Annotated in this window: 17 protein-coding genes; 15 read left to right on the top strand and 2 right to left on the bottom strand. The window is 64.1% G+C overall.

The window, feature by feature from the left end:
• Positions 1-3 precede the first annotated feature (3 nt).
• From CAL22_RS10460 to CAL22_RS10445, 4 genes are read left to right on the top strand one after another with little or no spacing between them, the layout of a single operon-like run.
• Positions 4-1,041 carry an Ldh family oxidoreductase gene (locus tag CAL22_RS10460; RefSeq protein ID WP_094812871.1) on the top strand — a complete coding sequence of 346 codons (1,038 nt, stop codon included), beginning with the start codon at positions 4-6 and terminating at the stop codon, positions 1,039-1,041.
• A 19-nt stretch (positions 1,042-1,060) separates the two neighbouring features.
• Complete coding sequence (locus tag CAL22_RS10455; protein WP_094812869.1) at positions 1,061-2,044, top strand: Bug family tripartite tricarboxylate transporter substrate binding protein; 984 nt, start codon at positions 1,061-1,063, stop codon at positions 2,042-2,044.
• 2 nt (positions 2,045-2,046) lie between these two features.
• A complete protein-coding gene (locus tag CAL22_RS10450; RefSeq protein ID WP_094812867.1) occupies positions 2,047-2,817 on the top strand; it encodes an MBL fold metallo-hydrolase in 771 nt (256 codons plus the stop codon).
• Between the two features lie 18 nt (positions 2,818-2,835).
• Complete coding sequence (locus CAL22_RS10445; protein ID WP_094812865.1) at positions 2,836-3,576, top strand: ABC transporter substrate-binding protein; 741 nt, start codon at positions 2,836-2,838, stop codon at positions 3,574-3,576.
• A 50-nt stretch (positions 3,577-3,626) separates the two neighbouring features.
• Here the strand turns inward: CAL22_RS10445 and CAL22_RS10440 are convergent, their stop codons facing one another.
• Positions 3,627-5,300, bottom strand: coding sequence for an electron transfer flavoprotein-ubiquinone oxidoreductase (locus tag CAL22_RS10440; protein ID WP_094812863.1), 1,674 nt, complete (start codon positions 5,298-5,300; stop codon positions 3,627-3,629).
• A 256-nt stretch (positions 5,301-5,556) separates the two neighbouring features.
• On the opposite strand from CAL22_RS10440, the gene CAL22_RS10435 reads away from it, so the two are divergent.
• Genes CAL22_RS10435 through CAL22_RS10420 form a run of 4 tightly spaced genes read left to right on the top strand, consistent with a single transcriptional unit; the run spans position 5,557 to position 8,993 of the window.
• A complete protein-coding gene (locus tag CAL22_RS10435; protein ID WP_094812861.1) occupies positions 5,557-6,744 on the top strand; it encodes an NAD(P)/FAD-dependent oxidoreductase in 1,188 nt (395 codons plus the stop codon).
• 1 nt (position 6,745) lies between these two features.
• Entirely contained in the window at positions 6,746-7,303 is a 558-nt protein-coding gene (locus tag CAL22_RS10430) for a HutD/Ves family protein (RefSeq protein WP_094812859.1), read from the top strand.
• Between the two features lie 10 nt (positions 7,304-7,313).
• Positions 7,314-8,063: an electron transfer flavoprotein subunit beta/FixA family protein gene (locus CAL22_RS10425; RefSeq protein WP_094812857.1), complete on the top strand. Its 750-nt coding sequence runs from the start codon at positions 7,314-7,316 to the stop codon at positions 8,061-8,063.
• Entirely contained in the window at positions 8,064-8,993 is a 930-nt protein-coding gene (locus CAL22_RS10420; protein ID WP_094812855.1) for an electron transfer flavoprotein subunit alpha/FixB family protein, read from the top strand.
• A 38-nt stretch (positions 8,994-9,031) separates the two neighbouring features.
• Here the strand turns inward: CAL22_RS10420 and CAL22_RS10415 are convergent, their stop codons facing one another.
• A complete protein-coding gene (locus CAL22_RS10415) occupies positions 9,032-10,030 on the bottom strand; it encodes a LysR family transcriptional regulator (protein WP_094812853.1) in 999 nt (332 codons plus the stop codon).
• Positions 10,031-10,238: 208 nt separating this feature from the next.
• Here CAL22_RS10415 and hutG point away from each other — a divergent pair, with 208 nt between their 5' ends.
• The 7 genes from hutG (at position 10,239) to CAL22_RS10380 (ending at position 16,296) form a co-directional block, all read left to right on the top strand.
• Positions 10,239-11,030, top strand: coding sequence for an N-formylglutamate deformylase (gene hutG, locus CAL22_RS10410; protein WP_094812851.1), 792 nt, complete (start codon positions 10,239-10,241; stop codon positions 11,028-11,030).
• A 2-nt stretch (positions 11,031-11,032) separates the two neighbouring features.
• The gene (locus CAL22_RS10405) at positions 11,033-12,037 is read left to right on the top strand and encodes a LysR family transcriptional regulator (RefSeq protein WP_094812849.1); all 1,005 of its coding nucleotides are present in this window, start codon (positions 11,033-11,035) and stop codon (positions 12,035-12,037) included.
• A gap of 172 nt (positions 12,038-12,209) precedes the next feature.
• Positions 12,210-13,187: an aliphatic sulfonate ABC transporter substrate-binding protein gene (locus CAL22_RS10400; RefSeq protein ID WP_094813593.1), complete on the top strand. Its 978-nt coding sequence runs from the start codon at positions 12,210-12,212 to the stop codon at positions 13,185-13,187.
• A gap of 15 nt (positions 13,188-13,202) precedes the next feature.
• Positions 13,203-13,973, top strand: coding sequence for an ABC transporter permease (locus CAL22_RS10395; protein WP_094812847.1), 771 nt, complete (start codon positions 13,203-13,205; stop codon positions 13,971-13,973).
• On the top strand, positions 13,961-14,758 hold the full coding sequence (locus CAL22_RS10390) for an ABC transporter ATP-binding protein (RefSeq protein WP_094812846.1): 798 nt from the start codon (positions 13,961-13,963) through the stop codon (positions 14,756-14,758). Before CAL22_RS10395 ends, CAL22_RS10390 begins: the two co-directional genes overlap by 13 nt.
• 389 nt (positions 14,759-15,147) lie before the next feature.
• Positions 15,148-15,426: a metal-sensing transcriptional repressor gene (locus CAL22_RS10385; protein ID WP_094812844.1), complete on the top strand. Its 279-nt coding sequence runs from the start codon at positions 15,148-15,150 to the stop codon at positions 15,424-15,426.
• A gap of 12 nt (positions 15,427-15,438) precedes the next feature.
• Complete coding sequence (locus tag CAL22_RS10380) at positions 15,439-16,296, top strand: nickel/cobalt efflux transporter (RefSeq protein ID WP_094812842.1); 858 nt, start codon at positions 15,439-15,441, stop codon at positions 16,294-16,296.
• The last annotated feature ends 3 nt before the right edge of the window (positions 16,297-16,299 follow it).

The following is a 16,299-nucleotide window of genomic DNA, read 5'->3' as shown; positions in this document are numbered from 1 at the left end:
TGTATGTCCAACGCTCGTAACACCGTTGTCGTCCCCGAACACCAGCTCAAAGCGCTGGGTACCAAGGCATTTGAGAATCTGGGCCTGCCGCCCGCCGACGCGGCGGACGTCGTCGAGGTCCTGGTGCTGGCCGATTTGTTCGGCCTGTCCACGCATGGACTGTCCCGGCTGGAGTCGTATGGAGAGCGGCTGGAGGTGCAGGGCATCAACGCCCGGGCGCACATCCAGGTCGCCAGCCCCGCGCCGGCGATCCGCCTCATCGACGGTGACAATGGGGTCGGCCCCTTGGTCGGCATGCATGCCCTGCGCGCGGCCATGGATGCCGCGCGCGATAACGGCGTAGGAATCGCTTTCGCACGCAACAGCAACCATTTCGGCCCGATTTCCCCCTATGGCCTGTTGGCGGCCGAGGCGGGTTTCGCCAGCATCATCGGCAGCAACGCCACCACCACGATCGCTCCCTGGGGCGGCACGGATGCCCGCGTCGGCAACAGCCCCATCGGTTTTGGCGTACCCAATCCTGCGGGCAAGCATTTTCTGCTGGACATGGCGATGAGCGTGGTGGCCCGGGCCAAGATCCGCAACGCCCTGAAAGCGGGCACGCGCATCCCGGACACCTGGGCGACCGATGCGCAAGGGTTGCCGACCACCGACCCCAAACAGGCGCTCGACGGCTTTCTGCAACCCATCGGCGGGCACAAGGGTTATGGCCTGGCGTTGATGGTCGATTTGTTTGCCGGCCTGCTGTCCAACGCGGCCTACCTGACCCACGTGAAGTCCTGGGTCGATGCTCCGGATCAACCCCAGAATCTGGGCCATTTCTTCCTGCTGATCAACACCCGTTTTCTGGGCTCGACCGCCTGGCTGGCCGAGCGCATGAACGACTTTGCCGCCATCCTGCATGACAGCCCGCCAGCGGCCGCCGACCGCCCCGTCATTCAGCCCGGTGAGATCGAGCTTGGCAGAATGGCCGCTCAACGCGCGAACGGCGTCACGCTGGACGCGGATGTGCTTGCCTTGCTGCAACGCCACGCGGGCTGATCCCGCCGAGGAGACAACGATGAGAACAACCATCCAGCTGGCGTGCGTCCTTGCGAGCTGCGTCGCCCTGACCGTGGCGGGCGGCGCCGCGCAGGCGGGCACGTATCCCGAGAAGCCCATCCGCCTGATCGTGCCTTATGTGGCCGGCGGGGCCGCCGACATTACGGCGCGGGTCATGGCCGCGCACATGACCAAGGACCTGGGCGCGACCGTCGTGGTCGAGAACAAGCCCGGGGCCAATGGCATGATAGGCACGGATCTGGTGGCCAAGTCCGCCCCGGATGGCTACACGCTCTTGCTCGACGCCAGCGGGCCCTTGGTCGTCAACCCTTCCTTGTATGCCAAGACGCCATACGACCCGGTCAAGGATTTCGCCCCCATCAGCCAGATCACCAGCTACCAATACGTGCTGGTGGTGCCTGAAGCTTCCAAGATTCAGGGCTTGCCCGATCTGATCGCCGCCGCAAAGCAAGCGCCCGGCGCCGTCACCTACGGTTCGGCCGGCATCGGCGCCGGCGGCCATCTCGCGGGAGAGCTGTTTGCCGTGCAGACGGGTACGCAGCTCTCGCACATTCCCTATAAAGGCAATGCCCAGGCGCTGACTGACGTGCTGGGCGGGCAGCTCACCTTCACGTTCGATACCGTCGTCACCGCCACGCCGCATATCCGCTCTGGCAAGCTGCGCGGTTACGCCGTGTCCGGCCCGCGCCGGGCGCCCGGCCTGCCCGACATCCCCACCTTGCAGGAGCTGGGATACAAGGATTTCGAGGTGACGCAGTTTCAGGGGCTGCTGGCGCCGGCCGGAACCGATCCGGCCATCATCGCCAGGCTGCACAAGGCGGTGCAAAAGGCCGCGCACGACCCTGAGGTCGTGTTCAAACTGGCGACCGAAGGCGGCAATGAGATGGTGGCAGGCACGCCCGAGGCCTTTGCGGTCCAGATCGATGAGGATCTGGCACGCTACCGCAAGCTGATCAAGGACGCCAACGTCAAGGCAGACTGACCATGTATCAGATCGACATTCTCATCCAGGGATTTCCTGGCCGGGCCGTCTGCCATGGCGGCCTGGGCTGGAGCACGACCACTTTGCTGCGCCATGAAGGGCGCAATATTCTGGTCGACGTGGGCGCTTTTGGCGTAAGGCATCTCCTGCACCAGCAATTGCAGGCTTGCGGCGTGGCCCCCGACGCCATCACCGACGTGGTCCTGACGCACGCGCACTACGACCACGCGGTCAACTTCACGCTCTTTCCGAACGCCACCGTCTGGATAGGCCGGCGAGAGCTGGAATGGGCCGCAGCCCAGCCGCCGGGCTTCAATCCCTTGCCCGAACTCTATGTCCGGGAGTTGACGCAGCGGCCCGCCGTGCACCTATTGGACGACGGCCAGGCATTTCTGCCCGCCATGACCGCCATTGCCGCGCCGGGCCATACGCCGGGCCACTTACTGTTCTATGTGGATGCGGGCCCGCAGACGATTTTGTTTACCGGAGATGCGGCCAAGAACCGGGCCGAGCTGGTCTCGCGCACCGTGGCCGATACGGCGGATCGGGATGACAGCCATGCCAGCCTGGCGCAAATCTGGGCGTGGTGGCAACGCAAGCCTGACACCTTGCTCGTGCCTGGGCACGACATTGGCATGAAGCTCGATCCGCACGGACAGCCGCAGTACGTCGGCGAGCGGCAGGCAGCCATTAATGCCTGGTTCGGCGACGACCTGACCCCCCAACGCCTGGATTTGTGCTGCGCACCCGCGACACAACGCATTCGCCTTTGATGAAAAAAGAGCCTTTCGATGCCACTTAGCCCCGACCTCATTGCCGCCTTCATCCCAACCGGGGCGATGCGCGCCACCATCAATCTCGGCAACCCCATCCTGGCCCGCCGCGAACCTGACGGCGGGCCCGCCGGCGTGTCGGTCGACCTTGCCAGGGCGTTCGCCCAGCGGCTGGGTGTGGAGCTCGAGCTCGTCGTGCTCGAAAGCGCCGGGCTCGCCGTGGACACGGTGACCCAGGAAAAGGCCGATATCGGCTTTTTCGCGATCGACCCCAAGCGCGCAGCGGCGATCACGTTCACCGATGCCTACGTGCTGATCGAAGGCGCCTATCTGGTGCGGGAAGACGCCGAGCTGCGAGCCATGGACGAGGTCGACCGGCCAGGCCACCGTGTCACGGTAGGCAAGGGCAGTGCTTATGACCTGTTCCTGACCCGCGAGTTAAAGCGCGCCCGCATCACGCGCGCGGCGACCTCGCCAACGGTGGTGCAGACCTTTCTAGAGCAAGGCGACGACATCGCCGCGGGCGTGCGGCAGCAGCTCGAAAAGGATGCGCGCCAGTATCCCGGATTGCGGCTGCTGCCGGGCAGCTTTATGACCATACGCCAGGCGATGGGGGTGCCCAGCAGCCGGGGCGAGAAGGCCGCCGCGCTGCTGGCTGCATTCGTCGAGGACATGAAACGCACCGGCTTTGTGGCCGACGCGCTCGCGCGGCACGGTATCGAAGGCGCGGCCGTGGCCCCGGCTCACGCGGCCAATTAAGCCCGGCTATCTAAGCCCGGCTACGCCTGAAGCGTTGGACGGGCGGCGCCTCACATATTGCTGTAGTTCGGGCCGCCGCCGCCTTCGGGCGCGACCCAGACGATGTTCTGGGTCGGGTCCTTGATGTCGCAGGTCTTGCAGTGGACACAATTCTGGGCATTGATGATGAGCTGGTCGGCGCCCGTTTCTGTCTGCCCGAACTCGTACACCCCCGCGGGGCAGAACCGGGTTTCCACCCCGGCGTAGGTGCGCAGGTTGACGGCCACCGGAACACTGGCGTCCTTGAGCGTCAGGTGAGGCGGCTGGTTCTCTGCGTGGTTGGTATTGGACAGAAACACGGAGGACAGACGGTCGAATGTCAACGTGCCATCGGGCTTGGGATAGTCGATGGGCGCGAACGCTTCGGCGGGCCGCAGCGCTTCGTGGTCGGCCTTGCGGTGGCGCAAGGTCCAGGGCATTTTGCCGCGCAGCACCAGTTGCTCCAGACCGACCATGGCCGAGCCGAGATACAAGCCCTTGCTCATCCACTGTTTGAAGTTGCGCGCGCGATGCAGCTCCTGCCAAAGCCAGGATGCCTTAAACGCCCGCGGATAATCCGCCAGGACGTCATGCTGGCGCGATTGCGCCAGTGCGGCAAAGGCCGCTTCGGCGGCCAGGCTGCCGGATTTGATCGCGGCATGACTGCCCTTGATGCGTGACGCATTGAGAAAGCCGGCTTCGCAACCAATCAGCGCACCGCCCGGAAACACCAGCTGCGGCAGAGAGGTCAGCCCCCCTGCGGCGATAGCCCGTGCGCCATAGGCGAGCCGCTTGCCGCCGTCCAGATAGTGGCGAATGGCGGGGTGGGTTTTGTAGCGCTGAAACTCTTCAAAAGGGGAGAGATAAGGGTTGGCGTAGCCCAGGCCGACGACAAAACCCACGACGACCTGGTGGTCGTCCAGGTGATACAGAAACGACCCGCCGTAGGTGGAGTTGTCCAGCGGCCATCCCGCGGTATGAACCACCAGCCCGGGCTGGTGCCGCGCCGGGTCGATGCGCCAGACCTCTTTGATGCCCAGGCCGTAAACCTGGGGCGCGGCGTCGCGTTGCAGGTCATAGCGCTGCATGAGTTGTCTGCCCAAGTGGCCGCGCGCGCCCTCGGCAAACAGGGTGTATTTCGCATGCAGCGCCATGCCCAGCTGGAACTCCGGGCCGGGCTGGCCCTGTTTGTTGACGCCCACATTCCCCGTCGCCACACCCATGACCGCGCCGGCAGGGGTGTACAGGACTTCGGTGGCCGCGAAACCGGCGAAGACGTCCACGCCCAGCGCCTCGGCCTGCTGGCCGAGCCAGCGCGCCACGTTGGCCAGGCTGACGACGTAGTTGCCATGGTTCTTGAAGCTCTCGGGCAACAAGGCATTGGGAACCTGCACGGACGAGTTTTTGCCCAGAAACAGAAACCGGTCGGCGCTGACCTCCACCTGCAGCGGCGCCCCCTGCGCACGCCAGTCCGGCAACAATTCGGTCAAGGCGCGCGGGTCCATGACTGCGCCCGACAGGATATGGGCGCCGACCTCGGAGCCTTTCTCCAGGACACAGACGCTCAGTTCGGCGCCAGCCTGCTGGCTCAGTTGCTTCAGACGTATCGCTGCCGACAGGCCGGCCGGCCCGCCGCCGACGATGACGACGTCGTATTCCATGGTTTCACGCGGACCATATTCCGCAATCAGATCGTGATGATTCATCTCTCTTGGCGCGCCATTGGGCCCAGGGTAGGGCGGACGGGGCAAGCTTAATCAGGCGGGTCGCCCGCCCGCCCGAGCTTCAGCGCCAACGGAACTGAAGATAAGTCGGGCTGATGCAAAGGCCGCTCCCGGAGCCCCGGGGGCCTCTAGCTTTGCCATTGGTTTAGCTAAGAATCGCCATCACTTATATTTATCGCGCCGCGAACCGGATGTATGACACTTTTCAGCACTCCCCAGATTCGGAAGGTTGAACGCAGTGAATACATACGACGTAGTGGTCATCGGCGCCGGCGTCATCGGCAGCTCGGTTGCATTTCATCTGGCCAAGCTCGGCACCAAGAACGTACTCGTTCTGGACCGGGGCACGATAGGCGCCGGGACGACTTCGCAGTCGTCCGGCATTCTCCGCACGCACTATTCGGTCAAGGAAAATGTGGAACTGGCACGCCAATCCTGGGCCGTGTTCAATAATTTTTCTCAATACCTGGAAGATGACGAAGCCTCCTGCGGCCTGGTCAAATGCGGCTACATGATTGTCGCGCCAGAAGGCGACAAACTCGAGCCCCTGCGTGCCTCCCTGCAACAACAGCAAGAGCAGGGTATCCCGCTCGAGCTGCTGAGCCAGCAGCAGGCCGCCGAGCTCTTGCCCATCGCGCGCTTTGACGATGCGGCCTTGATCGGCTATGAGCCGGAGGCCGGTTTTGCCGACGCCTATCTGGTGGCAACGAGTTTTGCCCGTGCCGCGCGCCGCCGTGGCGTGACGGTGCGCGAAAACGTCGAGGTCAAGCGCCTGCTGATCGAGAACGGCAAGGTGGTGGGGGTATCGACCACGGCGGGCGACTTCCACGCCAAGACGGTGGTCAGCACCCAGAATATCTGGACGCCGGAGCTGGCGGGTTGGACGGGCCGCAGCCTGCCGGTCGTGCCCGAGCGCCACGCCGTCCTGGCCCTGGAGTGCGATCCGGCCAAATACACCTTTTCGATGCCGGTCTTCAAGGACCTGGCATCGCCCGGCATGCTGTATTGCCGCAGCTATGGCGGCAACCAGATGCTGGTCAGCGAGGGCATCGTCGGCGAGAAGCTCAAGGCCGCCGAAGTGGAGCAGGGCGACATCCCCATGGACTATGTGGTGGAAGTGGGTGCGCAGGTCGCCGAACGTTTCCCCGCCTATGAAGCCGCCGGCATTGCCTCGTCCTGGACCGGCGTTTATGACGTGACCCCGGACTGGAATCCCGTTCTGGGCAAGCTGCCTGGCCTCGAAGGGCTGGTGGTGGGCTACGGTTTCTCGGGGCATGGTTTCAAGCTCTCGCCCACCGTGGGCCTGATTCTGGCGCAAGCAGCTTTGGGCCTGCCCACCGCCGTCTCGCTGGAGCCGTACTCCATCCAGCGTTTTGAGACCGGCGCACTGCTGACCGGCAAGTACGGATTGGGCGCTGTGTCCTGACATGAGCGGCGTGCAACCCCTGAGCGCCCTGGCCGCGGAACCCTGGCGCAACGGCGGCGGGGTGACCCGTACGCTGGCGCGCCAGGGCGAGCAGTGGCGCATCAGCCTGGCCGACATCGGCCGCGATGGCGCCTACTCAAGCTTTGCAGGGCTGACGCGTTTGTCCGTGATCGTGGCCGGCGCCGGGCTCGTTTTGCAAGACGGGCCGCGCAGTGTGACCTTGATGCCAGGCGTGGCCGCCGTGTACGACGGTGCCCCTGCCTGGCAGGCCAGCCTCCGGCAGGGGGCCTGCGTGGCGCTCAATGTCATGGCGCGCGCGGGCCAATACCACTTGTCCGCGAGGCGGCTGGACGGCAGCGCCGAAGTGCCGGCCCACGCGCATGCTCTGGTCCTGGCGTGGGATGGCCCCGCGCGACTGTCTCTCGGCCTGGACCTCCCCGCGCAGGCCTTCGCCTTGCTGGAACCCGGCAGCGCCGCCCGCACGCTGCACCCCCTCGGCGGGACCGCAGCGTTCTTCGTTTTGATCGAGCCCCTGGCTCCTATTGCAGCATTCGTTTGAGGTAGATGTGATGAAAGTGATCGCAGCAGTCAAGCGCGTCGTTGACTACAACGTCAAGGTACGCGTCAAGTCTGACAACAGCGGGATCGACGTCGGCAATGTGAAGATGTCGATGAATCCCTTCGATGAAATCGCGGTCGAGGCCGCCACGCGCCTGAAGGAAGCGGGTCAGGCCAGCGAAGTGCTCGCGGTGTCCTGCGGCACGGCGCAAAGCCAGGAGACCCTGCGCACGGCGCTGGCCATCGGCGCCGACCGCGCCATACTGGTGCAGACCGACGCCGAGCTGCAGTCGCTGGCTGTCGCCAAGCTGCTCAAGGCCGTGGTCGACAAAGAACAGGCTCAACTGGTCATTCTGGGCAAGCAGGCCATCGATGATGACGCCGGGCAGACCGGCCAGATGCTGGCGGCCTTGCTCAAGTGGCCTCAAGCCACCTATGCCAGCGCGATTGAGATCGCCGAAGGGCGCGCCATCGTGACGCGCGAGATCGATGGCGGATCCGAAGTGCTGTCGTTGGCCTTGCCGGCGGTCATCACCACCGATCTGCGCCTCAATGAGCCGCGCTACGTCACGCTGCCCAACATCATGAAAGCCAAGAAAAAGCCCTTGGACGTGGTCGCCGCCGCCGAACTGGGCGTGGATCCCAGCCCGCGCCTGCAGACCCTGCGCGTCGAAGAGCCCGCCGCGCGCAAGCCGGGCATCGTGGTGCCGGACGTGGCGACGCTGGTTGGCAAACTCAAGCAGGAAGCAAAGGTAATCTGAATGACGACGCTCGTTATCGCCGACCACGACAACGGTCAACTCAAACCCGCCACGCTCAACACACTGGCCGCCGCGCAGGCCATCGGTGCGCCAGTGCATGTCCTGCTCGCCGGACACGACGTCCAGGCCCTGGCCGCCTGCGTCAGCCGCATTGCCGGCGTGGAGAAAGTTCTGGTGGCGGACGCCGCCCATCTTGCCCACCAGCTGGCCGAAGACGTCGCGGCGCAGACGGTGGCCGTTTCCGGGCCGTACCGTCATCTCCTGTTCACCGCCTCGGCGGCGGGCAAGAACGTGGCGCCCCGCGTCGCGGCCGAACTGGATGTCGCCCAGATCTCCGACATCATTGCCGTGGTCGACCCGGACACTTTTAAACGCCCCATCTATGCGGGCAACGCCATCGCCACGGTCCGGTCGGCCGATGCGGTCAAGGTGATCACGGTGCGCGCGACGGCCTTTGACGCCGTCCCGGCCGAAGGCGCAAGCGCGCACGTTGAGGCCGTCGCCGCCGCGCCCGCCACAGGCCTGGCCGAATTTCTGCGTCGTGAAGTCGTCAAAAGCGAACGCCCGGACCTCACGGCCGCGCGCGTCGTGGTCGCGGGCGGCAGAGGCATGGGCAGCGCCGAGAATTTCGCCTTGCTCGACCCCCTGGCCGAGAAACTGGGTGCAGCCATCGGCGCCTCGCGCGCCGCGGTGGACTCCGGCTATGCGCCCAATGACTATCAGGTCGGCCAAACCGGCAAGATCGTGGCGCCGGAGCTCTACATCGCCGTCGGTATCTCCGGAGCGATCCAGCATCTGGCCGGCATGAAGGACTCCAAGGTCATCGTGGCCATCAACAAAGACGGCGACGCGCCCATCTTTGGGGTGTCCGACTATGGCGTGGTGGGCGATCTCTTCGACATCGTGCCGGCGGTGACCGCCGCCCTTTGAGGCAAGGCGGGGAGGTCGTTCATCCCCGCCATGCCCGCCTACTGCGTGAAGGAGTAGACCTCGTGCGGCTGCAGGCCAAGCGCCTTGGCGATGTCGCGCGAGATCTGCTTTTCGTAAGCCTGGCAAAGCAGGTCATGCATGTCGTTGGGAAGGTTACCCAGTTCATTTTCGCGCGAGCTCAGGTAGAAGCTGCGGCTCAGGACTTCGTAAGGGCGCCGGTGGCGCGAGAAGCTGCTGAGCGGCACCACCCGGATATCGGGCACGAAATGCCGCGATTGCCATAAGCACAAGGGCGTGGTGATGGCAAACCCCAGGCCCGCCGCGACCAGACTGAGCATCGGATCTGTGGCGTCGAACTCGCACGTGCGTTCGATGGTATCGGTATGGCCCATCAAATAGGTATCGACATGCTGGCCGATCACCGAGCGCGCGCTATAGCGGATAAAGCGTAGTTGATGGCTCAAGTCCGTCAGCGAGCCCAGCCGCTCCACGGGGAAAGCCTTGGGCAGGACGGCGAAATAAGGTTCGGAGAACAGCTTCTGGCGGCGAACGCCAGGCGCCAGACCGACGCCCGACGTCGTCACCGCCATATCCAGCTGGCGCGCTTCGAGCTGGGCATCCAGCGTGGGGGTGATCCCCGACCACAGGCGGACCTGCTGCGAGGTGCCGCTGAGCGCACGAATGATGATAGGCCCCACCGTCGCCGCGAATGAATCGACGCAGCCCAGCCGCACCACCACACGCTTGGCGCGGCTGACATTGCGCACGCCCTCTATCATCTGATCGGCGCTTTGCAGAATGGCCGTCGCGTGCTCGAAAAGCCGCTGGCCGGCGGAGGTGGGCCGGGCAGGGCGGGTGGAGCGGTCCAGCAGCTCGGTATCCAGCAAGGCCTCGATGGCCTTGACCCGCTGCGACACGCCCGCCTGCGAAATCCTCAACCGCTTGGCAGCCTCGGAGATCGAGCCGGCCTCGACAACGGCTACCCAACTGGCCAGCAACTCCCAATCGGGATAGCGAGCGATACCTTCGCCGTGCATGGAATGATTCCGCCTCAAAAACGGAAGAAACTGTATCACGGCCGCTTATGCAAGCGCAGCCGTGGCTATCCAGGTTTACCCGGATGATGCCGGGGATTTTATAAGCGCTGAATAAAGTTGAGCATCAGCCTGGCAAATATTAACGGGGCCGACTCGCGGGCTGCCTAGCATGCGACAGGCGAGGGCAGTGGGCCCGGAACGAGTTGATATGAGCGACATTTTTGACTTTCAAACCGGCACGGCGCCGCTGCTGATCTCCATCCCGCATCTGGGCCATCGGATCCCGGATAGCCAACAGCCGTTGATGACCGAGCTGGGGTGCCGCTCCGGCGATACGGATTGGCATCTGGACCGCCTCTACGCCTTCGCCCAGGCCATGGGCGCCTCGGTACTGGCCGCGCGCTACTCGCGCTATGTCGTGGACCTGAACCGGCCGCCCAATGACGAGAACCTGTACCCCGGCCAGGCCAAGACGGGGCTGTGCCCGACCCACACCTTCGACGGACAGGCGCTGTACCGGGACGGGCGGCAAGACATCACCGCCGCGGAGCGGGCGGCGCGCCGTGATCGCTACTGGCAGCCTTACCACGATCAACTGCAGGCCGAGCTCGACCGGCTGCAAGCCGTGCACGGCCGCGTGCTGCTGTGGGAGGCCCACTCGATTGCCAGCGTGATCCCGCGCCTGTTCGACGGCAAGTTGCCTGACCTGAACATCGGCACGGCGGGTGGCGCGAGTGCATCGGCGGCCATCGAACAGGCCATCGCTGCCGAACTGGCAGGTTCGCCCTATAGCTACGCAATCAACGGACGCTTCAAGGGGGGCTACATCACCCGCCACTACGGCAACCCGGCCAAGCACATCCACGCCGTGCAGCTGGAGATGTGTCAGTCCACCTACATGGATGAGCAGTTTCCCTATGCCTGGCACGATACCGAGGCGCGCCGCGTCACGGCGGTCGTGCAGCAACTGGTGAATGCGGCGTATCGCGCCTTGCCTTGACCATGAACCGCTTCAGCTACGATGCGCCGGCCAATTATCCGGAATGGATTCTGCTGCTTACCTGGGTCGCCACGGTGGAAGCGGCCTCGGTGTCCGGCGCCGCCCGGCTGCTCGGTATCTCGCAGGCGGCCGTCTCCCAGCGCATCAAGCAACTGGAGACGGACCTCTCGGTCGAACTGCTGGACCGCAGCACGCGGCCGGCGCGGCCGACTTCCGCGGGCGATCTGCTCTTCGATCATGCCGCCCGTTTGCTGGAGCAGGCCGGTAATCTGAGCGAGAGCGTACGCAATCTGAGCCGCGCCAAGCGCAACATCGTGCGCTTCGGTTGCGTGGATTCCTTTGCCGGGACCTTGGGCCCGACGCTGATCCGCGGCTTGAGCGGTGCCTCGCGGCAGATTCGCTTGTGGTCGGGCATCACGCCGGTGCTGGACAAACAGCTCGAAGACCGGCAGCTGGATATCTCCGTCACGACCAGCCCCACGGCCGCCCGCAGCGTGATCCGCAAGTATCCGCTGTTTAGCGAGCCCTATCTGCTGGTGCTGCCCCAGGACATGCCATATACCGCCAGCACCAGCTTGACCGAGCTGGCCCGGCGATCGCAATTCATCCGCTACAGCGCGCGTTCCTTCATGGGCGCCGAGATCGACCGCCTGCTAGAGTCGCGCGGCATCTTCATCGAACGCACCTTCGAATTCGACAACACGGATCCCTTGCTCAGCCTGGTCAGCGCCGGGCTGGGCTTTGCCGTCAGCACGCCGCTATGCCTGTGGCAAAGCCGGCATTTTCTGCCGACCCTGAAAGTGCTGCCCTTGAATCTGCCCACCACCAGCGCCGAAATACCCAACAGCCGCAGCTTCTATCTGGCCGCGCGCGCCAGCGAAGCAGGGCGGCTGCCTTATGAAGCCCGCGAGGCCATTCTCGTGGCGGTCGAATCGCTTTACGAAAAAGAAATCGTCCCGGGACTGCAGTTGCCCAGCGCCACCCTGTGGCGCAGCCTGCGCCGTTGAGGCGGCTTCCTTCCTAGGGTTAGCCCGAACGCATGATCGGAGAAATCGATGTTTTATATCGACGCCGCTTATATATCGGCGGGCACCCCTCGGGTCGGGAGACAGTTCGGGTTCACCATCCGCGCCATCGAGGCGCATAGACCAAGGGGAATACAGCATGAATCGTCGCGACATGTTGAAACGCGCCACCGCGCTTGCCGCAGCCAGCACCATGGGCTTTCCTATGATTGCCCGCGCAGCCAAGACACGCCTGACCTATGGCGGGTCGGGATGGCTCGGCCATTATTCTGCCTATATTGCGCTGAAGACCGGACTGTTCGACAAGCAGGGCCTGGACATCGCCTGGCAAAGCTTCGCCACGTCCTCGGACCGCATGGGCGCGGTCATGGCGGGCAATATCGATCTGGCCGGCACCGGCGTGGTGTCTTCACTGGCGCTGATGGCCGCGGGCGCGCGCCAGTTCCAGGTCATCGCCACGCCTAACAATTTCGGCCGCGCCGAAGGCGTGCTGGTGCGGGAAGACGTCAAGGACGTCGCCGGCCTCAAGGGCAAGAAGATCGGCGTGACCTACGCCTCCAGCGCGCACGTGCTGCTGCTCGACGTCCTGCAACAGGCGGGCCTGGATCCTGAGAAGGACGTGACCATCATCAACCTGCCGGCGACCAATCTGCTGGCAGCATTCCAGGGCAAGCAGATCGAGGCCGCCGTTGCCTGGACGCCGGCCTTCGACCGTATCAAGGCGATTCCCGGCACCCGTGTGCTGCTCGATGACACCGCCTTCTCGCTGTACAAGCAATTCGGCATCACGCCGGGGCCGGACGTCCTGCTCACGCGCGCCAGCGTCGGCAAGGAGAACCCCGAGGCCGTGCACAAATTCCTGACCGCCGTCTTCCAGGCCAACACCATGATGACCGAGTCGCCCGCCGAGGCCGCCAAGGTTCTTCTGGAACTGACCGGCCTGACGCAGCAGGAGCAGGAAGCCGTCATCAAGCAAACGACCTGGTACACCGAGAAAGAGCAGCACGCGCTCATGGTGGACCCCGGCAACTTCGTCAACGGCATGCAGCAGCTGGCCGGCATGCTGGTCTCGCTCAAACAGATCGACAAGGCGCCCGTGGTCAAAGACTGGGTCCAGACCAAGTACCTGTAAAACGGAAGTCAAAGCATGTCCACGCAATCGAACAAAGGAGGCCGTTCGCTGATCCTGGTCAGCGTACTGTCTCTGCTTGGTTTTCTCCTGGTGTGGGAGGCGCTGTGCCGCGGCGGCGCCGTTGACCCCATCTTCCTGCCGGCGCCGTCACAGGTGTTGGCCCGGGCCATGTCGATGTCCGACCAAGGCGCCTTGTTCTACAACGTACTGGCGTCGGCACGCCGGGTGATGGTGGGCTTTCTGGCCGCCATCGTCGTGGCCATCCCCCTGGGTATCCTGCTGGGCACCTCGCGGGTGGCGCGCTCGGTGTTCGATCCCATCATCTCCTTTCTGCGGCCTTTGCCGTCGATGAGCTGGATTCCGCTGTCGCTGCTGTGGTTTGGCATCACGGAAACCCAGAAGTACAGCATCGTCTTCATGGGCTCTTTCGTGCCGGCGCTGCTCTATGTGATGGAAGCCACGCGCAGCATCGATCCGCTGCTGGTGCGCGCGGCGCGCAACCTGGGCGCCAACCGCTGGCAAATCATGCGCGAAGTGCTGTTTCCGGGCTGTCTGCCGCAGATCCTGTCCGGCATGAAGATCATCCTCGGCCTGTCCTGGACCTGCGTCATTTCCGCGGAACTGGTGGCATCCAAGGAGGGGCTGGGCTTCATGATCATGAACGGCAAGGAGTTCTTCCAGACGGATACGGTCGTGCTGGGCATGGTTTTGATCAGTTTCACGGTCCTGGTGACGGACCTCTGCTTGCGCCTACTTGAGCGCTGGATACTCGCATGGCAACGTTGAACACTCCTGACACCACCCCCATGATCCGCATGCGCGACGTATCCAAATCCTATGGCGACGTCAAAGTGCTGGACAACGTCAACCTGGAGGTCAAACGGGGCGAATTTCTCGTCCTGCTGGGCGCCTCGGGCTGCGGCAAATCCACCTTGATCAACCTGATCGCGGGCTTCATCACGCCCAACACCGGTTCGGTCGAAGTCAATGGCCGGCAGATCACCGATGTCACCGCTGCCTGCGGCATGGTTTTTCAGCAGTACGCGCTCTTTCCCTGGCGCACCGTGCAGGAGAACGTCGAATTCGGGCTCAAGATGCGCGGCATGCCCAAATCGGAGCGCGCGCCGATCGCCCGCAAGTACATCGAGATGGTGGGCCTGAAGCACGCCGCGGATAAGTACCCCCATGCGCTGTCTGGCGGCATGAAACAGCGCGTCTCGATTGCGCGGGTTCTGGCCAACGACCCCGACGTCATGCTGTTCGACGAACCGTTCGCCGCCCTGGACGCCATGACGCGCCAGGTTTTGCAGGATCAGCTGCTCAAGATCTACGAAGAAAGCGGCAAAACCATCGTCTTCATCACGCACTCGATCGACGAGGCCTTGACGCTGTCGACGCGGATGGCGGTCATGGGTTCCAAACCAGGGCGCATCGTGCAGGACATCCAGAACGACCTGCCGCACCCGCGCAGCGCCGACGTCCAGCTCTCGGAACAGTTCGTCCAGCTCAAGCGCGCCATCTGGGAGCGCGTGCAGGAGGAAGTCACGCGCAGCATGGAACTCACGGCGTAAAGGCAGAGCAGGGCAGATGAGCGGCGAGCCAGCCGCCGCTCGCCTCGTCCTGTGCACGGCAAGCCGGCAGCGCGGCCACGCTTGACGTCAGACCGGCCGGGATACTCGCGCGCAGCGCGCGGCATTCCGGTTCGGGCGCGGCATGCCGGCGATCACCGCGTGGAGATCTGGAGGTGATCCGCGGCCGCAAACCGAACCCATCGGCCATGCATCCCGGGGCCCAAATCCGGTTGCCGTGGGTGCATCAAGCCGTAGAAAGCCCAATCCCGAACCCCTTCCATACGAAATACGCATAATGTATATTATGTAAAGTATCGTATGTACATCAAACCCTTGCGCTCGCCAGGGTCTATCGCGCCATATCCTCCCCGGGGGGATATTATCCGGGCATGAATTCTCCCGACCCCCACCACCACCACGACGTCGTCGCCAAGCGCCTGAAACGCGCCGAAGGCCATTTGCGCAGCATTCTGCAGATGATGGCCGACCATCGTTCCTGCCTGGAGCTGGCCCAACAGCTCCACGCCGTGGAAAAAGCGATCTCCCAGGCCAAGAAGGTCCTGATCCAGGATCACATCGATCATTGCCTTGAGGCATCCGTCGGCGAGCTGGATGCGGACCGGCAGCGCGCGATCGAGGAATTCAAGGCCATCACCAAGTATCTCTAAGGCAAGACTTTCATGCTGTCTTTTTCCGACCTCATTGCTCAGGGCGCCGCGCACGCCTGGCTTTTCATTCCGAGCGCCATTTTGCTGGGCGCCCTGCACGGCCTGGAGCCGGGCCACTCCAAGACCATGATGGCTGCGTTCATCGTGGCGATCCGGGGCTCCGTCTGGCAAGCCGTGCTGTTGGGGATTACCGCGACGATCTCGCACACGCTGATTGTCTGGGGGATCGGCCTGGGCGGTATGTATTTGTGGCAAGGGATGGCCGCCGAAACGCTGGAGCCCTACTTCCAGCTTGCTTCCGGTGTGATCATAGTGTTGATTGCGATGTGGATGTTCTGGCGCACCTGGCGCGACCAGCACCATGACCACCATCACCATCACCATGACCACCATCATCCCGCACCAGAGCACACAGGCCATCCGGATGGCCAGGGACATGACCACGATCATGGGCACCCGCAGCACGACGCGGATCCCTTTGCGCTGACCGGCGATGAGGATGCCCACCAATTGGCCCACGCCAAGGACATTCGCCGCCGTTTCGCTCAACGCAAGGTCAACAATTGGCAGATCGCGCTGTTCGGGCTGACGGGCGGGCTCATCCCCTGCCCTGCGGCCATCACGGTGCTGCTGCTGTGTCTGCAGCTCAAGGAGTTCACGCTGGGCGCCGTGTTGGTGCTGTGCTTTTCCATCGGCCTGGCGATCACGCTCATCACCGTGGGCGCGGCCGCGGCGCTGAGTGTGCGGCATGTGAGCCGCCATGCGCCATGGTTCAACGGTATCGCGCGGCGAGCCCCCTATTTGTCCAGCGCCCTGATCATCGCGGTAGGGGTTTGGGTGGGGCTCAATGGTTGGCGGGGCCTGCCCTAAGGC

It is taken from the genome of Bordetella genomosp. 12, from assembly GCF_002261355.1.
Taxonomy (GTDB): Bacteria; Pseudomonadota; Gammaproteobacteria; order Burkholderiales; family Burkholderiaceae_B; genus Bordetella.
Note: the sequence above shows the minus strand (reverse complement) of the source record. Positions and strands in the feature narration are given on the sequence as shown.

Excerpts from the sequence above, each read along its gene's own strand:
- CAL22_RS10460 (WP_094812871.1), top strand. The coding sequence starts at position 4 with ATGTCCAACGCTCGTAACACCGTTGTCGTCCCCGAACACCAGCTCAAA.
- CAL22_RS10455 (WP_094812869.1), top strand. The coding sequence starts at position 1,061 with ATGAGAACAACCATCCAGCTGGCGTGCGTCCTTGCGAGCTGCGTCGCC.
- CAL22_RS10450 (WP_094812867.1), top strand. The coding sequence starts at position 2,047 with ATGTATCAGATCGACATTCTCATCCAGGGATTTCCTGGCCGGGCCGTC.
- CAL22_RS10445 (WP_094812865.1), top strand. The coding sequence starts at position 2,836 with ATGCCACTTAGCCCCGACCTCATTGCCGCCTTCATCCCAACCGGGGCG.
- CAL22_RS10440 (WP_094812863.1), bottom strand. The coding sequence starts at position 5,300 with ATGAATCATCACGATCTGATTGCGGAATATGGTCCGCGTGAAACCATG.
- CAL22_RS10430 (WP_094812859.1), top strand. The coding sequence starts at position 6,746 with ATGAGCGGCGTGCAACCCCTGAGCGCCCTGGCCGCGGAACCCTGGCGC.
- CAL22_RS10425 (WP_094812857.1), top strand. The coding sequence starts at position 7,314 with ATGAAAGTGATCGCAGCAGTCAAGCGCGTCGTTGACTACAACGTCAAG.
- CAL22_RS10420 (WP_094812855.1), top strand. The coding sequence starts at position 8,064 with ATGACGACGCTCGTTATCGCCGACCACGACAACGGTCAACTCAAACCC.
- CAL22_RS10415 (WP_094812853.1), bottom strand. The coding sequence starts at position 10,030 with ATGCACGGCGAAGGTATCGCTCGCTATCCCGATTGGGAGTTGCTGGCC.
- hutG (WP_094812851.1), top strand. The coding sequence starts at position 10,239 with ATGAGCGACATTTTTGACTTTCAAACCGGCACGGCGCCGCTGCTGATC.
- CAL22_RS10405 (WP_094812849.1), top strand. The coding sequence starts at position 11,033 with ATGAACCGCTTCAGCTACGATGCGCCGGCCAATTATCCGGAATGGATT.
- CAL22_RS10400 (WP_094813593.1), top strand. The coding sequence starts at position 12,210 with ATGTTGAAACGCGCCACCGCGCTTGCCGCAGCCAGCACCATGGGCTTT.
- CAL22_RS10395 (WP_094812847.1), top strand. The coding sequence starts at position 13,203 with ATGTCCACGCAATCGAACAAAGGAGGCCGTTCGCTGATCCTGGTCAGC.
- CAL22_RS10390 (WP_094812846.1), top strand. The coding sequence starts at position 13,961 with ATGGCAACGTTGAACACTCCTGACACCACCCCCATGATCCGCATGCGC.
- CAL22_RS10385 (WP_094812844.1), top strand. The coding sequence starts at position 15,148 with ATGAATTCTCCCGACCCCCACCACCACCACGACGTCGTCGCCAAGCGC.
- CAL22_RS10380 (WP_094812842.1), top strand. The coding sequence starts at position 15,439 with ATGCTGTCTTTTTCCGACCTCATTGCTCAGGGCGCCGCGCACGCCTGG.